Source organism: Kribbella hippodromi (assembly GCF_039531045.1).
GTDB lineage: Bacteria > Actinomycetota > Actinomycetes > Propionibacteriales > Kribbellaceae > Kribbella > Kribbella hippodromi.
In genome coordinates this window covers 141,167-157,064 of record NZ_BAAAPH010000001.1, presented here as the reverse complement: position 1 = coordinate 157,064, position 15,898 = coordinate 141,167, and the positions used below count along the sequence as shown (strand labels likewise).

Here is a 15,898-nt window from a genome sequence, read left to right as displayed (position 1 = left end):
CTTCGCGCTCGGTGGTCGCCCGAAAGACCCTAGCGGACCCTCAGTCCGAAACCACGCGGTCGCACGGTTTCTCACCGGTTGGAAATGTGTACCGTAGCAGTACAGATTGCCCCGGTCGCAGACAGTCAGCTTTCCCGCATCGGGACCCGTACGCCACGCTCGTCCGCGATCGCGACCGCCTGGTCGTAGCCGGCGTCGACGTGACGGATCACACCCATCGCGGGGTCGTTGGTCAGCACCCGCTGCAGCTTCTGCCGAGCCAGGTCGGTGCCGTCGGCAACCGACACCTGACCGGCGTGGATGGACCGGCCGATGCCGACGCCGCCGCCGTGGTGGATCGACACCCAGGACGCGCCGCTGGCCACGTTCACCATCGCGTTCAGCAACGGCCAGTCCGCGATCGCGTCCGAGCCGTCGAGCATGCCTTCGGTCTCCCGGTAGGGCGACGCCACGCTGCCGGTGTCCAGGTGGTCGCGGCCGATCACGATCGGCGCCTCGAGTTCACCGGCGGCCACCATGTCGTTGAACCGGACGCCGGCCTTGTCCCGTTCGCCCTGGCCGAGCCAGCAGATCCGGGCCGGCAGGCCCTGGAAGGCGACCCGCTCACCGGCCAGTTTGATCCAGCGGCTCAGGTGCTCGTTCTCCGGGAACAGGTCCAGGATCGCCTGGTCCGTCTTGGCGATGTCGGCCGGGTTGCCGGACAGCGCCGCCCACCGGAACGGGCCTTTTCCTGCGCAGAACAACGGCCGGATGTACGCGGGTACGAAACCGGGGAACTCGAACGCGCGGGCGTACCCGGCCTTGCGCGCCTCGTCGCGGATCGAGTTGCCGTAGTCGAACACCTCGGCGCCCGCGTCCTGGAACTCGACCATCGCCTGGACGTGCCGCGCCATCGACTCCTGCGCCCGCTCGGTGAACCCGGCCGGGTCCTTCTCCCGCGCGGCCGCCCAGTCGTCGAACTCGACGCCGACCGGGAGGTACATCAACGGGTCGTGCGCCGAAGTCTGATCGGTGACGATGTCGATCGGCGCGCCCCGCTTGAGCAGGTCCGGCACGATCGTCGCGGCGTTGCCGAGCACACCGATCGACAACGGCCGCCGCGCCTTCTTCGCCTCTTCGGCCAATTGAAGCGCTTCATCAACAGATGCCGCCCGGACGTCCAGGTAGCGGTGCTCGATCCGGCGCTGGATCCGCGACTCGTCGACGTCGATGCAGATCGCCACGCCGTCGTTCATCGTCACGGCCAACGGCTGCGCGCCGCCCATTCCGCCCAGGCCCGCGGTCAGCGTGATCGTACCGGCCAGGGAGCCGCCGAACTTCTTCTCCGCGACCGCGCCGAACGTCTCGTACGTACCCTGCAGGATGCCCTGGGTGCCGATGTAGATCCACGATCCGGCCGTCATCTGGCCGTACATGGTCAGCCCCATCGCCTCGAGTTTGCGGAACTCCTCCCAGGTGGCCCAGTCGCCGACCAGGTTCGAGTTCGCGATCAGTACCCGCGGCGCCCACTCGTGCGTCTGCATGACGCCGACCGGGCGGCCGGACTGGACGAGCATCGTCTCGTCGTCCTTCAGCGTGGTCAAGGTGCGGACCATCGCGTCGAACGAGTTCCAGTCCCGCGCGGCCTTGCCGGAACCGCCGTACACGACCAGCTCGTCGGGGTGCTCGGCGACCTCCGGGTCGAGGTTGTTCTGCAGCATCCGCAGCGCGGCCTCCTGCTGCCAGCCACGAGCGGTCAGGGTGGTACCGCGAGGCGCGCGGACAGGACGTGGTCCGGACATGGGTGATCCAGCCTTTCAGTTCAGCGGACCGGTGACGGTCTCGGTGGCTTCGATGTAGGTGCCGTTGGCAACAAGTTGGACGGAGTGCTCCAGTTCGGGGGCGAGGAACCGGTCGGTGGCAGGACCTTCGACGTACTGCCGGAGCGCCGCTTGGGCGGCCGCGGTTGCCGGAGCGGGCGTGAGCGGTGCGCGCAGGTCGAGCGCCCGTGCGGCGGTCAGGATCTCGATCGCGAGCACCCGCTGCAGACCGTCGATCGCCTTGCGCAGCTTGCGCGCGGCCGACCAGCCCATCGAGACGTGGTCCTCCTGCATCGCACTGCTCGGGATCGAGTCGACACTGGCGGGTACGGCCAGCCGCTTCAGCTCGGACACGATCGCAGCCTGGGTGTACTGCGCGATCATGTGACCGCTGTCCACGCCCGGATCGTCGGCCAGGAACGCGTTCAGCCCGTGGTTGCGAGCAACATCCAGGAAGCGGTCGGTGCGGCGTTCGCTGATACTCGCCAGGTCCGCGACGGCGATCGCGAGGAAGTCCAGTACGTACCCGATCGGGGCGCCGTGGAAGTTGCCGTTCGACTCGACGCGGCCGTCCGGAAGGACCACTGGGTTGTCGATCGCGGCTTGGAGCTCATTGGCGGCAACGTTCTTCGCGTGCGCCGCGGTGTCACGGGCAGCGCCGTGAACTTGGGGCGAGCAGCGGAGCGAGTACGCGTCCTGGACCCGGTTGCAGTCCGGACCGCGGTGGCTGGCGACGATCGCGCTGTCCTTGAGGATCGCGCGCAGGTTCGCGGCGGCCGCGGCCTGGCCGGGATGCGGCCGCAGTGCCTGCAGGTCTTCGGCGAAGACGCGATCGGTACCGAGCTGGGCCTCGACGCTCATCGCGGCGGCCAGGTCGGCGGTTTTGAACAGGCGGTCGAGGTCGGCGAGGGCGAGCACCAGCATGCCGAGCATGCCGTCGGTGCCGTTGATCAGCGCCAGGCCTTCCTTCTCCGCCAGCACGATCGGCTGCAGATTGTGCGCCGCGAGTGCCGCGCCGGCGTCGAGAAGGTTGCCGTCGGCATCACGGACCTTCCCTTCACCGAGGATCGCCAGTGCGACATGCGACAGGGGCGCGAGATCGCCGGAGCAGCCGAGGCTGCCGTACTCGTGCACCACCGGAGTCAGGTTCGCGTTGAGCAGTCCGGCGTACGCCTGGGCGGTCTTTACCTTCACACCGGTACGCCCGGTCGCGAGGGTCGACAGCCGCAACAGTGCGAGGGCCCGTACGACCTCAGGCTCGACCTCCGGGCCGGAACCGGCCGCGTGCGAGCGGATCAGGCTGCGCTGCAACTGCGCCCGCAGCTCCGGCGCGATGTGGCGGGTCGCGAGCGCGCCGAAACCGGTCGAGACGCCGTAGTGCGGGGTGTCCGCGTGGGCCAGCGCCTCGATCGCGGCCTGCGACTTCGCGATCTCCTCCAGTGCCTGGTCGTCGATCCGTACCTGCGCGCCGTACCGCGCGACCGCGACCACTTCGGCCGGGGTCAGCGGGCCGACGCCGACAATCACCGTGTTCTCCACCTAGTCATTGCACCGCGCGGCCGCCGGGATCGACAGCAGCGCCGTACCAGTTTCTGTCTCGGGTCCGAGACACGGTCGCGACCCTCGGTAGCCGTAGGCTCCTCGTATGGTGTTCGAACTCCGGACGGCGGTTCCGGCGGACGCGGCGGGGGTCGCCCGGGTCTGGGCCGTCACGATGCCGCAACTGGTCAAAACAGCACGCGCGGTCGAGCTCGAGCTCACCCATGGGCGGAGTCGCGGCGTACTGATCGCGGTCGACGGCGCGGACGTGGTCGGGTACGCCAACATCTATCTGCCGCCGCCGGACGCACAGTCGCCGCGGGTACGCATCACCGTTCAGGTGCCGCCGGAGGCTCGGCGGCGTGGGATCGGGAGCGCGCTGCTGGCCGCCATCACCGAGCGGGCTGTCGCGGCCGGCGCCGGGCGGTTGCTGGTTGCGGTGCGTGACGACGATGAGTCGAAGGGTTTCGCGGCGCGGCACGGGTTCACGCTCGGGCGGCAGATGACGCACGCCGCGGCCGACCTGTCGACGGTCCGTGAACCGGTTGAGCCGCCGGCGGGGCTGCGGGTGGTGGATTACAGCGCGCTGAGTCCGCGGCAGCTGTTCGACGCCGAAATCGAGGTCCGGGACGACGATCCGAGTGGTTTGTCGGGCGGTCCCGCGTACGAGGAATGGGTGGACGTGTCGTGGCGCAACCCGGACGTACGGCACGATTTGAGCGTCGCCGTGCTGGACGGTGACCGGGTGCTGTCCTTTGTCACCACGACCGCTGATCCGGATCGCGGGATCATCTGGTCGAACCTGACCGGCACGATCCCGGCGGCGCGCGGGCGCGGGCTGGCGAAGGTGGCGAAGTCCACCGCACTCGCGCGGGCGCGGGACGCCGGGTTCACCACGGCGTCGACCGGAAACGACGCCGCGAACGAGCCGATGCTCGCGGTGAACAAGTGGCTCGGGTACCGGCCGACTTCCGGCGCGTGGACCGCGGAGAAGGCACTGTGAAACGGCTGATTCTCTCGCTGCTGTTCTTCCTGGTGCTGGCGCTGGTGGTCGGATACTTGGTCTCCGGTCCGGATTTCATGGATTGGGGCGTCGCCGGCGGCCTGTTCGCGGTGGCCGTCGCGGGCGAGGGTTTCCGGTACTGGATGCAGCGCAGCCGCGCGCGGAAACGGGAATCGTCCGGGGTTTGAGCCGCTGAGTTCGCGTGCGGTGGGGGTAGCCTGCGGTTGTGAGCGGCAACGTTCCCGCCTCGACCCGCACGTTGCGGGTGCTGACGTTCCTGGCCACACAGCCCGGTCCGGTACCGATGGAGCGCATCGCCTCCGCGGTCGGACTGCCACGCTCGTCCACGTACCACTTGCTGCGGGCAATGATCGACGAAGGTTTCGTTGTTCATTTGCCGGAGGAGAAACGGTACGGGCTGGGGGTGGCCGCGTTCGAAATCGGATCGGCGTATCTGCGGCACGATCCGTTGGAGCGGCTGGCGCGGCCGTTGCTGGTGCAGTTGGTGCACGAGGTCGGTCAGACGGCGCACCTTGGCGTACTGCATGGGCGTGAGCTTGTTTATCTGCTCAAAGAACAGCCACCGCGGCCGGTCACGCTGGTCACCGATGTCGGCGTACGCCTCCCCGCCACCCTGACCGCCTCCGGCCGCGCCCTACTCGCCGAGCTGCCGCCGGCGCAGGTTCGGGCTCTTTTCCCCACTCCCGAGTCCTTCGTCCGGCGCACCGACCACGGGCCGCAATCCCTGACCCAACTCCGCCGACTCCTGGCCGATGAGAAACGCCAAGGTTTCGCGGTGGAGGACTCCTTCATCACCCCCGGCGTAGCGACTGTGGCGAGCGCCGCCCTCGACCACTCAGGTCACCCGGTAGCTGCCATCAGCGTCACCTTCCGCACCGACACGGTCCCACCCACGGACCGCCCCCACCTGGCCCACAAAATCCACCAAGCCGCCACCGCACTCACCCGCCGGTTACACGGTTAATCACGTACGTCCCCCGCGCGCCTTCGCGGGCGCTCCACTTCGTCGCTCCGCTCCTCACCGCACCCACTACGCGCGCTACCCACCCACCCCCGGCTCAGCGCCGTACCTGTTCCCTTTCCGGGCTGTCGCCCTCGACCTTCTCGCTGGCGCTCGTGGGTGTGCTTTGGGCGATGCATCAGTCGTAGACCGACGCCCTGGACCAAGCCTGCGCTCTCTGCATGCACCGCGGAATACTCGCTTCGTCGCTCCGCTCCTCACCGCACCCACTACGCACCGCCTTTGGTACAGCACCGCCTCTCGCAGACCACGGCCCTCTGTCACCACCGCCTTTCGTAAACCGCCGCCCTTCGTCACCACCGTCCTTCGCACGCCACCGCCCTTCGTCACCACCGGCCCTTCGTCACCACCGTCCTTCGTACGCCGCCAGCCTTCGTTTGCACCGCCTCTCACCCACCGCCGCCCGCGCCACGATCACCAGCCGACCAACGCGATGCCGTTCACTCCGGGTAGGCGCCTGTCCTCTGCCCCGGCAGGAGAACTGACCGCACCGGCCTCGGGTGGGTGTGGTGACCGTCGAGCGCGTGGTTGGAACCGTTGGGCGACTACTACTTGCATCCGACTAATTGCTAGCCGTGAGAATTGGAGCGAACATCTTCTGTCCGCCCAGTTGAAGGTGGTCTCATGCGTCGATTCAAGTGGTTGGCTCTTGCAGTTGTTCTGGTTGGTGGGTTTGTCACGCCCAGCGCGACGGCCGTGCAACCCGCGGGGTGGGTTGGTAGTTGGTCGGTTGCGGTGACCCCGCCGGGTACGTCCGGACTGTCGGCGACGGGGGTCACCGACACGACTCTTCGGCAGGTTGCGCATCTGTCGGTTGGTGGGGCGCAGGTTCGGTTGCGGCTGTCGAATGTGTACGGGACGCGCCCGCTGGTGGTTGGAAAAGTGAGTGTGACTCCGCGGGGTGATGCGCAGGCGGGTACACCGACCGTGGACCCGGCGAAGTTGGTGCCGGTGTTGTTCGACGGTCGTGCTTCGGTGACGATCCCGGTGGGGTCTGAGTGGGTGTCCGATCCGGTGCGCGTTGTCGTACCTGAGGACACCGACCTGGTGATCAGCACCTACTTCCCCGGGCCGACCGGGCCGCTGACGCAGCATCCGGCTGGGTACGCGACCGGGTTCTCGGCGGCGGGTGATCAGACCGGCGGTGATGGGTCGGCGTACCAGGCGATCCCGGGTGCCGCGCGGTACATCATCGAAGGCGTCGACGTGCAGAGTCGCGTACGTGGCTCCGTCGTACTGTTCGGCGACTCGATCACCGATGGGGTGGTGTCGCCGGTGGACAAGAACCTGCGGTACCCGGACCAGCTTGCCGACCGGCTGCTGGCGGCCCCGCCGTCGCGGGAGCTCGGCGTACTGAACGCCGGCATCAGCGGCAACCGCCTGCTCGCGAACGCGGGGACGGCCGGCGACTCGGTGCTGGCGCGCTTCGATCGGGACGTGATCGGGCAGACCGGCGTACGTACGGTCGTGCTGCTGGAAGGCATCAACGACATCGGAAACAGCCGCGGTGCGACCGATCCGGCTGACTTGATCGCGATCCATCGGCAGTTCATCCGGCGCGCGCACCAAGCCGGGCTGAAGGTGATCGGCGCGACGCTCACGCCGTACGAAGGCGCCGGGTACTACACGCCGGAAGGTGAGGCCGATCGGCAGGCGCTGAACACGTGGATCCGGACCTCGGGTGAGTACGACGGCGTGGTCGACTTCGACAAGGCCACGCGGGACCCGGCGGCGCCGTCGAAGTTCCTGCCGGCGTACGACGCGGGCGACCACCTGCACCCCAACGCGGCCGGCTTCAAAGCGATGGCCGCCGCCTTCGACCTCCGGCAGCTGTAAGTGCCGTAAGGACAGGAGGTAGTCCCGGATCCAACCCGTCGGCAGGCTGCGCTGAGCGTGACAGTCGCCGTCGGGGCCGCATACCTCCTGTCCTTAGCCCGACTCAGCGGGGTGCTCCACTTGCCGGTCACCCCATTGAGTCAGCAGACCGCGGGCGATTTCCAGGTCCTCGCGGAGGGAGCGGTCGGCCAGGTCGGGCGGTAAGGCGGCCAGGGCGTCGGTCAGCCATGGGCCAACGGGAGCGGGCGCGAGCGCCTCGGGGGTCAGCCCAGCCAGCCGGATCGCGCGCACCGCGGTGACCAGTTCGCTGGCGAGGACCTCGCGCAGGGCGTCCAGGAGCTGGGAGGTGAGCGCGGCGGCCTGCGGTGCGAAGCTGGCGTGGAGTTCAGCCCCACGGGACAGTGTCGCCGTACCAAGAGTCGCGGGCTGCGCGGCCGAACGAACAGCGGCCAGCGCGTCATGCGCCACATACTCGATCATCATCACCCCCGAGCTCGCCTCGGCGCCGCTGGCCAGGAAGCGGCTCAGGCCGGTGTAGTCCGGGTCGACCAGGTTCGCCACTCGCGTCGTCGAGAGGGTGGCGACGCTGTGCAGGCTGAGCCGGAGCGAGTCGAGCGCGAGGGCGATCGGCATCGCATGCCAGTTGCCGTTGTGCAGTACGGTGTCGCCGGCCACCAGCGGGTTCTCCGCGGCCGCGTTGATGTCGATCCGCACACTGTTGCCCAGGGCATCGGAATGGTCGACAGCCGGGCCGAGCACCTGCGCGAACGCCCGCAGGCCGAACGGGTCCTGCACCCGGGCCGGCGGCAGCGGCAGCCCGTCGAGCAGCTCCCGCATCCGCCGCGCGACCCGCACCTGTCCCGGTTGCGGGCGCGCCTCGTGGACGCGAATGTCGTACACCTCCGCATTGCCGCGAAGCGCGACGTGGGACAGTGCGCCGACCAGCGGTACGACGTTGATCAGCGTCGACGCCTCCACGTACGCGAGACAGCATTCGGCCAGCGTGAACGCATTGCTGGAGAGCAGCGGGAGCGCGCTCGTCCCGTCGATGACATCACCCAATGCGAGCCCGAGCTCCGCCAGCGGACCCAGGTCACCGGTACCGATCGCGCCACCGCGATGCAGGTCAGGCAGGTCGTCATCGTTGAGCAGGCCAACGATCGCGTCGGCCACCGCCGGATCCAGCCCGGACCCGCCCGCGGCCAGCTGGTTGACTCGGATCAGCAGCCCGACCCGGACCACATCCTTCGGGTACGAGGTCGTACCGGTGGTCGAATGCGAACCGAGCAGTCGCGCACCGTGCTCCGGGTCCGCGGTCAGTACGTCCCGGTTCGCGCCGACGCCGGTCGTCCGCCCGTACACCGGCCGCCGCTCCGACACCGCGGCCACCACCGCCGCCGACGCCAGCATCCGCTTCCGCGCGACGTCCCCCAGGCGCACCGCCGTACGCCGCTGCCCGAGCGCCACCGCCTCCAGCGGACTGAGCCCGGCACCCGTGAGCTCCACCGGTTCCATCCCCACAGTGTGAAACCACCCCCACCCCGGTGGTAAGCACCACGCCTAGCTCGGCGTCTGAGATACGAGACGATGCCGCGCGAAGACCGCGAGGCCGATCGCGATCAGGGCGAAGACCGTGTTCCCGGCGAGCGCGATCGGCAGGCTGGTGCCGTCCAGCTCCCGGGCATGCGCGAAACCGGCCCAGGCGTACGTGAGCAAGGCGCCGGTCGCCAGCGCGAGGGTGTGGTACGGCGTCCAGCTGCCCCGCCGGGCCCAGCGCACGATCCCGGCCGTGGCCGTACCGAAGAGGACGAACCACCAGCTGGCCGAGATCCACTCGGAGCCGACGCCATCCGGGAACAACACCGACTCCAGCCAGAACACGCTGGTCACCGCGAAGCCGGTCAGCCCGACAACCAGCGGCCGCGGCACCTGGCCTGCCAGTGGGCGGTGCGTACGGCGGCCGATCACGAACGCCAGCACGATCAGGACGACGATGATCACCGCCGACACGACGAACTGCGCCGGTGACGCGACGAAATGGAACCCGAGCGCCTGCAGGATCCCTAGCAGCGTCGAGCCGACCACAAAGACGACGGCGACCGCGGTCAGTCCCCCGCGCCGCAACCAAGGACGCTGGACGCCGGGCGCGCACGCCTCGACCAGTGCGATCGGTACGCAGATGCTCCAGATCGTATGCAGCGTCACGGTGCCCTGAAGCAACGTCAGGCTGAGTTGCAGACCGGGAATCTCGGCCATTCCGGCGAAGCTGTCCAGGTTGAGATACCCCGGGTTGAACAGCATCTGGTCGATCGGGCCCTCCTCGGCCAGTCCGTACGCGACCGCCAGAATCACGATTCCGGACCAGCCGAGACCGAACCGGCGGGCGAGCTCGCGGATCAGCACCGCGCCGCCGCCGTACATCGGGGCGAACAGGAAGATCGAGCCGAACGCCGTGATCGGCTGATTGCCCAGCAGGAACTCCCCGACGAACGGTGCCAGGAAGAACAAGCCGACGGCCGGCCACCACCTCGAACGCTGCACCCGATCGACGCTAGACCACCGCGCCGCGCCAGGCAGCCAACTTTGGTGCCGGATGCAACGACAAAAGAAGACAGCCCGTCACCAGGACGGTGACGGGCTGATCAGGTCTTACTTGCCGTAGCGTTTCTTGAACTTCTCCACGCGGCCCTGGGTGTCCATCACGCGCTGCTGGCCCGTGTAGAACGGGTGGCTCGCGGACGAGATCTCGACATCGACGACCGGGTACGTGTTGCCGTCCTCCCAGACCACGGTCTGGGTGCTTTCGCGGGTCGAGCCGGTGAGGAAGCTGAAGTTGCCGGACTTGTCCCGGAAGACGACCCGGCGGTAGTCGGGGTGAATGTCCTTCTTCATGCTGCTGAACTTCCTTCCAAGTAGGGAGCGAACGGGTCGGTCAGGGGGTGGACCGCTTCGTCCGCACGCAGGACACAACCATCGAGGCGCTCGCGTAATTCCCGCTCGTCCAGCGCGGGACCGGTCAGCGAGAGGTACGAGGCGCGGTCGCCGTGGTCCGGATGCCATTCGAGCGCCGACCGGGCTTGATGCTGCTGCCCGACCGTGGACCAGCGGTCGGCGGGCAGATCGGCCAGCCACGGGCCGAGTACGCCGATCGAGATGTTGGTGCCGAAGCTGTCCCAGCTGAGGCGGTTGCGGTGCTGCGTGGCGATCCAGAGCGTGCCGCGCCCGCGGGCCGTGCCGTCGACGAGTTCCTCGAGCGCGTCGAACAGCCGCTCGGGGTGGAACGGGCGGTCGGACTGCCAGACCAGCGTCCGCCCGTCCACCGGCGCGGCGACCGAGCCGGGCTCCACCCGAGCCTGCGGGTCATGGCGTACGCCAAGCAGTCCGGCCGGCGAGTTCTTGACCAGTACGCGCGGATTGATCGCCTGGATCAGCGCGCCGACGTCCGCAACCTCGGCATCCAGGACCACCGCGTCGGCGTACTCCAGCTGGCGAACGACCACCTCGGCGATCGCACGACCGTCCTCGGCGGCGGTCGGGATGCCGCGCTCGCGAATCCGCTGATCGCCGGTCAGGTCCGCGACGACAGTGGCCGACTCCACGGTGGTGATGACCGCGTCCAGCACCAGCTCCGAATCGCGGGCAAGCTCCATCGCGACCGCCGAGGTGTCAGCGGCGGCCGGGAGGTTGACGATCGCCGTGTCGTACCGCTCGACGGCGGCGATGCTCGACAGCAGCTGGACGAGCGATCCACGCAGGGCGCAGGAGACGCACGGGTGGTCCATCGTGATCACCTCGCGGTCGATCACGCCGGAGCCGGTCCGGGCCGTACGAACCACCGATCCGGCGCTCAACGCGCTCACGTCGTACTCGACCAGGACGGCCCCGGCGGCAGCCAGCAACTCACCCGCGACGCCGCCACGGATGCCCTCGTCGAGCCCCGTCACCAAGCTCACCGGCAGCATCAACTCTCCCGTCTTGTTGAAAACGATATCCATTACACTCTATCCTGGGGAGTATGGCAAAGCGCAACGACCTCCGCCCGATCGTCAAACTCCGCAGCACGGCCGGCACCGGCCACACCTACGTAACGCGAAAGAACCGCCGGAACAATCCCGACCGGCTGGTCTTGCGCAAGTACGACCCGAAGCTCCGCCGGCACCTCGACTTCCGCGAGGAGCGCTGATGGCAACGACGGCAAAGATCGCCCGCAACGAGCACCGGCGCCGAACGGTGGCCCGCTACGCGGAGCGCCGGGCCGAGCTGAAGCGCGTGATCGCGGACCCGGCCACACCGGCGGCGGAGCGTACGGCGGCGCAACTGCGGTTGCAGAAGCTCCCGCGGGACGCGAGCCCGATCCGGGTCCGGAACCGCGACGTGGTCGACGGGCGCCCGCGCGGTTACATCGGCAAGGCCGGGATCTCCCGGGTCCGCTTCCGGGCGATGGCCCACCGCGGCGAACTACCCGGCATCACCAAATCCTCCTGGTAGAACGAAAGAAGCCCTCCGGTGGAGGGCTTCTTTGATTACAGGCGGTTGTAGGCCTTCAGGGTTCGGAGGGCGCCGAGGGTGACGATCGCTCGGTACTCCAGGGTGGCCGCGGGGCCGGGTGGTTCCCAGGTGATGGCCCAGCCGCCGTCGTCCTGCTGGTCCTCGATCAGCCGGTCGAGATGGGCTTCGAGCTGGGCCTCGGTGAAGAGCTCCCGCCAAGGGCTGTCGGGCGTGGTCGCGAACTGCAGCGGCGTCACGCCGTACGAAGGGTCGGCCGCATCGGCGCGGTAGTGCTCCAGCTTCGGCAACCAGTCGCGTACGCGGTCCAGGTCGATGTCCTTCCTGGCCTCGAGGAACTCCAGCGCCTCGTGCATCCCGTGCGCATCCACCGGCAAGCCCTTCGCCAGCTCGGCCGCGCACCACGCCTCAGCCCTGTCCCGCCACGGGTGCGAGACGTCCAGGTGGTGCAGGCGGCCGACCAGGCCCGCGGTCGGGTTGATGCCCGGCTGGTACGTCCATTCGCTGATGTGCTCCGCGCGCGGGTAGCCCTCGACCGCCGGACCGCACAGCGGGACCGCGCCGTCCGGGGTCGCGATGCTGTCCAGCCAGTCGGCTGCCCGGCGGATCATGTCCTCGTCCCGCGTACCCGCCGCGATCAGTGTGTCGAACGCGACCTCGACGTCCAGCGGCAGACTGTCCGGGCAGCGCTTGTCCGGCTCCAGCCCGTGCCCGAAACCACCGTCCGCGTTCTGGAATCCACGCAGCGCGTCCACCACGCCCTGCGGGTCAGCACCCTCGAAGATCGTCGCGAACAGCCGCCGTTCGAGCACCCGCCCGTCCCGCCGTACGAAATCCCGCCCTGCCGTGTACATGTCCATGCCCCCACCCTGCCCCAGCGGCGGTCACCACGTCTTGTACGAATCGGACACCGGATGCTGGAGATCCGCCATCACGGCTCGAAGCGATACCCCATCCCCGGTTCGGTGAGCAGGTGCTTCGGCCGGGCGGGGTCGGGTTCGAGTTTGCGGCGGAGCTGGCCCATGTAGAAGCGCAGGTTGCCGCTGGCGGTCTCGTACCCGGGGCCCCAGACTTCGGTCAGGAGCTGGCGCTGGGCGAGCAGCTTGCCGGGGTTGCGGAGCAGGACCTCCAGCAAATGCCATTCGGTCGGCGTCAGACGGATGTCCTCCCCGTTCGAAAGCGTGACCCGCTTCGCGGCCAGGTCGACGACCGCGCCGCCAACCGTCACCACCGGCTGGTCCTGGGCCACGTTGCTGCGGCGCAGTACGGCACGCATCCGAGCCAGCAGCTCGTCGATTCCGAACGGTTTGGTCACGTAGTCGTCCGCGCCCGCGTCCAGTGCCTCGACCTTGTCGGTCTGGTCGATCCGCCCGGACAGCACCAGGATCGGCGCGTCCGTCCAGCCGCGCAGCCCGCGGATCACGTCCACCCCGTCGAAGTCCGGCAGTCCGAGGTCCAGGATCACCAGCTCCGGCGGATGCTGCGCGGCAACCTTCAGCGCGGCCGTACCCGTCCCGGCCAGATGCACTTCGTACCCACGCGCCTTCAGATTGATCTGCAACGCCCGCACGATCTGCGGCTCGTCATCAACCACCAAAACTCTGGTCACAGGCCCTCTTTCTCCGATCGTTCGCGGCTGCCGGGCACGGGGGTGTCGGCCGGGCGGAGGGCGGCGGTGGGGATCGAGACCACCATGGTCAGTCCACCACCTGGAGTGTCCTCGGGCTGCACGCTGCCGCGCATCGCCTCGGCGAGTCCGCGGGCCAACGCCAGCCCGAGACCGACGCCGACCGTGTTGTCGGTGTCACCGAGCCGCTGGAACGGTGCGAACACCCGGTCCCGGTCCGCGCTCGGGATGCCCGGCCCGCGGTCGATCACCCTGATCTCGACGGTGGCACCCAGCGCGCTCCCGGTGACCAACGGCGGGCGGCCGGGCGGCGAGTACCGGATCGCATTCGCCAGCAGGTTCGCCACCACCCGCTCCAGCAGTGCCGGATCGGCGTCGACCAGCGGCAGCGTATGCGGGATGTCGACGGCGACCTGATCCCCCTCATCGCCCAGCTCGGCCAGTACGCCGGGCAGGATCTCGTCCAAGGCCATCGGCCGCGTGAACACCGGCAGTACACCGGCCTGCAACCGGCTCAGGTCGAGCAGGTTGTCCACCAGCCGCGACAACCGGTCGAGCGATTCGTCCGCCGTCTCCAACAGCTCGGCGCGTTCGGATTCGCTCCATTCGACATCGTCACTGCGCAACGACGTCACGGACGCCTTCGCCGAAGCCAGCGGTGACCTCAGGTCGTGCCCGACCGCGCGGAGCAGTGCCGTACGCAGCTTGTCGGCTTCGGCCAGCGGCTTCGCCTCCGCGGCAGCCTCGCTCAGCCGGGCCCGGTCCACCAGCGCGGCGGCGTGTGCCGCGAACGCACCCACCAGCCGCCGCTCGTCCGCTTCCAGCTGGTGCCCTTGCAGCACCAGGACCAGGTTGTCCCGGGCGGGGATCTCCGCGTCGGCCTCCTCCGGCCGCGTACACGTGAGCGTTCCGGCCGAGGCCAGCGGCCGCCAGATCTCGGTCAGCTCGTCGTCGTCCACGCGTTCCATCAGGCAGGCTCCGGTCATCCCGAACGCCTCTCGGACCCGCTCCAGCAGCGCGGGCAGCGCGGTCTCGCCGCGCAGTACCGATCCGGCCAACGTCGCCAGTGTCTCCGATTCCGCGGCCGCCCGGGCCGCCTGTCTGGTCCGCCGCGCCGCCCGGTCGACCACTGAAGAGACCATCGCCGCGACCAGGACAAAGATCAGCAGCGCGAGCGCGTTGTTCACCTCGGCGATCGTGAACGTGCGGGTCGGCGGCGTGAAATACCAGTTCAGTACGAGCGACCCGCCGATCGCCGTCACCATCGCCGGCCACCGCCCGCCGACCAGTGCGACCACGACCACGGCCAGCAAGAACACGAGCACGTCACTCGTCAGGTTCAGCCGATCGCCGCCCAGACCGAGCGCCAGCGCGAGCAGTGGTTGCAGCAGCACCGACAGCGTGAAGCCCTGGATCTTCCGGCGCCGGGACAGGCTGCCGTGATTCCGCGGCAGCCTGCCGCGCCCCATCTCCGAGTGGGTGACGATGTGTACGTCGATATCGCCCGAGTCGCGGATCGTGGTGGCGCCGATCCCAGGCCCGCTGAACAGCGACCCGACCCGCGACCGCCGACTGCCACCCAGCACGAGCTGCGTCGCGTTCTCCGCCTTCGCGAAGGTCAGCAACGCGTCCGGGATGTCGTCGCCGACCACCTGGTGATACGTGCCGCCGAGCTTCTCGACCAGGTTGCGCTGCTGGGCGAGCTTGCCCGGGTTCGCGCCGGTCAGACCGTCCGAGCGGGCCACATGCAGCGCGAGCAGGTCGCCGCCGGAGGACCGCGCCGCGATCCGGGCCGCACGGCGGATCAGCGTCTCGCCCTCGGGACCGCCGGTGAGCGCGACCACCACCCGCTCCCGCGCCTCCCAGGTCGAGTCGATGTCGTGCTCCGCGCGGTACTGCTGCAGGCCCGCGTCCACCCGATCGGCCAGCCAGAGCAGCGCGAGCTCGCGCAACGCGGACAGGTTGCCGACCCGGAAGTAGTTGCCCAGGGCAGCGTCGATCTTGTCCGCGGCGTACACGTTGCCGTGCGCCATCCGCCGCCGCAGCGCCTCCGGCGTCATGTCGACCAGCTCGATCTGGTCGGCGGCGCGGACGACCCGGTCGGGTACGGTCTCCTGCTGCGGTACGCCGGTGATCTTCTCGACCACATCGTTGATCGATTCGAGGTGCTGGATGTTGACCGCCGAGATGACGTCGATGCCGGCGTTCAGCAGTTCCTCGATGTCCTGCCAGCGCTTCTCGTTCCGGCTGCCCGGTACGTTCGTGTGCGCCAGCTCGTCGATCAAGGCGACCTCGGGGCGCCGGGCGAGTACGGCGTCGAGGTCGAGCTCGGTGAAGCTGGCGCCGCGGTAATCGATGATCCGCCGCGGCACCGCCTCCAGCCCTTCGAGCATCTCCGCGGTGTGCACCCGCCCGTGCGTCTCGACGAACCCGACCACCACATCAGTACCCCGAGCCAGGCGCCGCTGCCCCTCGCCCAGCATCTTGTACGTCTTCCCGACACCGGGCGCGGCCCCGAGATACACCCGCAGATACCCGCGCTTCAT

Annotated in this window: 15 protein-coding genes; 6 read left to right on the top strand and 9 right to left on the bottom strand. The window is 69.0% G+C overall.

The genetic code is table 11. The features are described 5' to 3' along the window. Positions 1-125: 125 nt before the first annotated feature. Both hutU and hutH read right to left on the bottom strand, forming a co-directional pair. Entirely contained in the window at positions 126-1,781 is a 1,656-nt protein-coding gene (gene hutU, locus ABD260_RS00700) for a urocanate hydratase (protein WP_344231302.1), read from the bottom strand. 15 nt (positions 1,782-1,796) lie between these two features. Further along, positions 1,797-3,338, bottom strand: coding sequence for a histidine ammonia-lyase (hutH, locus tag ABD260_RS00695; protein WP_344231301.1), 1,542 nt, complete (start codon positions 3,336-3,338; stop codon positions 1,797-1,799). Between the two features lie 106 nt (positions 3,339-3,444). Between hutH and ABD260_RS00690 the strand changes: the two genes are divergently transcribed. The 4 genes from ABD260_RS00690 (at position 3,445) to ABD260_RS00675 (ending at position 7,219) form a co-directional block, all read left to right on the top strand. Next, the gene (locus ABD260_RS00690; RefSeq protein WP_344231300.1) at positions 3,445-4,341 is read left to right on the top strand and encodes a GNAT family N-acetyltransferase; all 897 of its coding nucleotides are present in this window, start codon (positions 3,445-3,447) and stop codon (positions 4,339-4,341) included. Continuing rightward, positions 4,338-4,529 (top strand): hypothetical protein, encoded by a 192-nt coding sequence (locus ABD260_RS00685; protein WP_344231299.1) that lies wholly within the window; start codon positions 4,338-4,340, stop codon positions 4,527-4,529. The genes ABD260_RS00690 and ABD260_RS00685 overlap by 4 nt, the downstream gene beginning before the upstream one ends. A 38-nt stretch (positions 4,530-4,567) precedes the next feature. Continuing rightward, positions 4,568-5,326 (top strand): IclR family transcriptional regulator, encoded by a 759-nt coding sequence (locus ABD260_RS00680; RefSeq protein WP_344231298.1) that lies wholly within the window; start codon positions 4,568-4,570, stop codon positions 5,324-5,326. Between the two features lie 939 nt (positions 5,327-6,265). Further along, positions 6,266-7,219, top strand: a complete 954-nt coding sequence (locus ABD260_RS00675; RefSeq protein ID WP_344231297.1) for an SGNH/GDSL hydrolase family protein — start codon at positions 6,266-6,268, stop codon at positions 7,217-7,219. Between the two features lie 93 nt (positions 7,220-7,312). Here ABD260_RS00675 and ABD260_RS00670 read toward each other — a convergent pair whose 3' ends face one another. From ABD260_RS00670 to ABD260_RS00655, 4 genes are all read right to left on the bottom strand, one after another. Continuing rightward, entirely contained in the window at positions 7,313-8,734 is a 1,422-nt protein-coding gene (locus tag ABD260_RS00670) for an aromatic amino acid lyase (protein WP_344231296.1), read from the bottom strand. Positions 8,735-8,779: 45 nt separating this feature from the next. Then, positions 8,780-9,760: a hypothetical protein gene (locus tag ABD260_RS00665; RefSeq protein ID WP_344231295.1), complete on the bottom strand. Its 981-nt coding sequence runs from the start codon at positions 9,758-9,760 to the stop codon at positions 8,780-8,782. 108 nt (positions 9,761-9,868) lie between these two features. Next, positions 9,869-10,111 (bottom strand): type B 50S ribosomal protein L31, encoded by a 243-nt coding sequence (locus ABD260_RS00660; protein WP_344231294.1) that lies wholly within the window; start codon positions 10,109-10,111, stop codon positions 9,869-9,871. After that, positions 10,108-11,214, bottom strand: a complete 1,107-nt coding sequence (locus ABD260_RS00655) for a CobW family GTP-binding protein (protein ID WP_344231293.1) — start codon at positions 11,212-11,214, stop codon at positions 10,108-10,110. The genes ABD260_RS00660 and ABD260_RS00655 overlap by 4 nt, the downstream gene beginning before the upstream one ends. Positions 11,215-11,234: 20 nt before the next feature. Between ABD260_RS00655 and rpmG the strand changes: the two genes are divergently transcribed. Both rpmG and rpsN read left to right on the top strand, forming a co-directional pair. Next, positions 11,235-11,402: a 50S ribosomal protein L33 gene (gene rpmG / locus ABD260_RS00650; RefSeq protein WP_344231292.1), complete on the top strand. Its 168-nt coding sequence runs from the start codon at positions 11,235-11,237 to the stop codon at positions 11,400-11,402. Next, entirely contained in the window at positions 11,402-11,707 is a 306-nt protein-coding gene (gene rpsN / locus ABD260_RS00645; protein WP_344231291.1) for a 30S ribosomal protein S14, read from the top strand. Before rpmG ends, rpsN begins: the two co-directional genes overlap by 1 nt. Before the next feature lie 35 nt (positions 11,708-11,742). Here the strand turns inward: rpsN and ABD260_RS00640 are convergent, their stop codons facing one another. From ABD260_RS00640 to ABD260_RS00630, 3 genes are all read right to left on the bottom strand, one after another. Beyond that, the gene (locus ABD260_RS00640; protein WP_344231290.1) at positions 11,743-12,585 is read right to left on the bottom strand and encodes a hypothetical protein; all 843 of its coding nucleotides are present in this window, start codon (positions 12,583-12,585) and stop codon (positions 11,743-11,745) included. 71 nt (positions 12,586-12,656) lie between these two features. After that, positions 12,657-13,334, bottom strand: coding sequence for a response regulator (locus tag ABD260_RS00635; protein ID WP_344231289.1), 678 nt, complete (start codon positions 13,332-13,334; stop codon positions 12,657-12,659). Then, a complete protein-coding gene (locus ABD260_RS00630) occupies positions 13,331-15,898 on the bottom strand; it encodes a sensor histidine kinase (RefSeq protein ID WP_344231288.1) in 2,568 nt (855 codons plus the stop codon). The genes ABD260_RS00635 and ABD260_RS00630 overlap by 4 nt, the downstream gene beginning before the upstream one ends.

Excerpts from the sequence above, each read along its gene's own strand:
- hutU (WP_344231302.1), bottom strand. The coding sequence starts at position 1,781 with ATGTCCGGACCACGTCCTGTCCGCGCGCCTCGCGGTACCACCCTGACC.
- ABD260_RS00690 (WP_344231300.1), top strand. The coding sequence starts at position 3,445 with ATGGTGTTCGAACTCCGGACGGCGGTTCCGGCGGACGCGGCGGGGGTC.
- ABD260_RS00670 (WP_344231296.1), bottom strand. The coding sequence starts at position 8,734 with ATGGAACCGGTGGAGCTCACGGGTGCCGGGCTCAGTCCGCTGGAGGCG.
- ABD260_RS00660 (WP_344231294.1), bottom strand. The coding sequence starts at position 10,111 with ATGAAGAAGGACATTCACCCCGACTACCGCCGGGTCGTCTTCCGGGAC.
- ABD260_RS00655 (WP_344231293.1), bottom strand. The coding sequence starts at position 11,214 with ATGGATATCGTTTTCAACAAGACGGGAGAGTTGATGCTGCCGGTGAGC.
- rpmG (WP_344231292.1), top strand. The coding sequence starts at position 11,235 with ATGGCAAAGCGCAACGACCTCCGCCCGATCGTCAAACTCCGCAGCACG.
- rpsN (WP_344231291.1), top strand. The coding sequence starts at position 11,402 with ATGGCAACGACGGCAAAGATCGCCCGCAACGAGCACCGGCGCCGAACG.
- ABD260_RS00640 (WP_344231290.1), bottom strand. The coding sequence starts at position 12,585 with ATGGACATGTACACGGCAGGGCGGGATTTCGTACGGCGGGACGGGCGG.
- ABD260_RS00630 (WP_344231288.1), bottom strand. The coding sequence starts at position 15,898 with ATGAAGCGCGGGTATCTGCGGGTGTATCTCGGGGCCGCGCCCGGTGTC.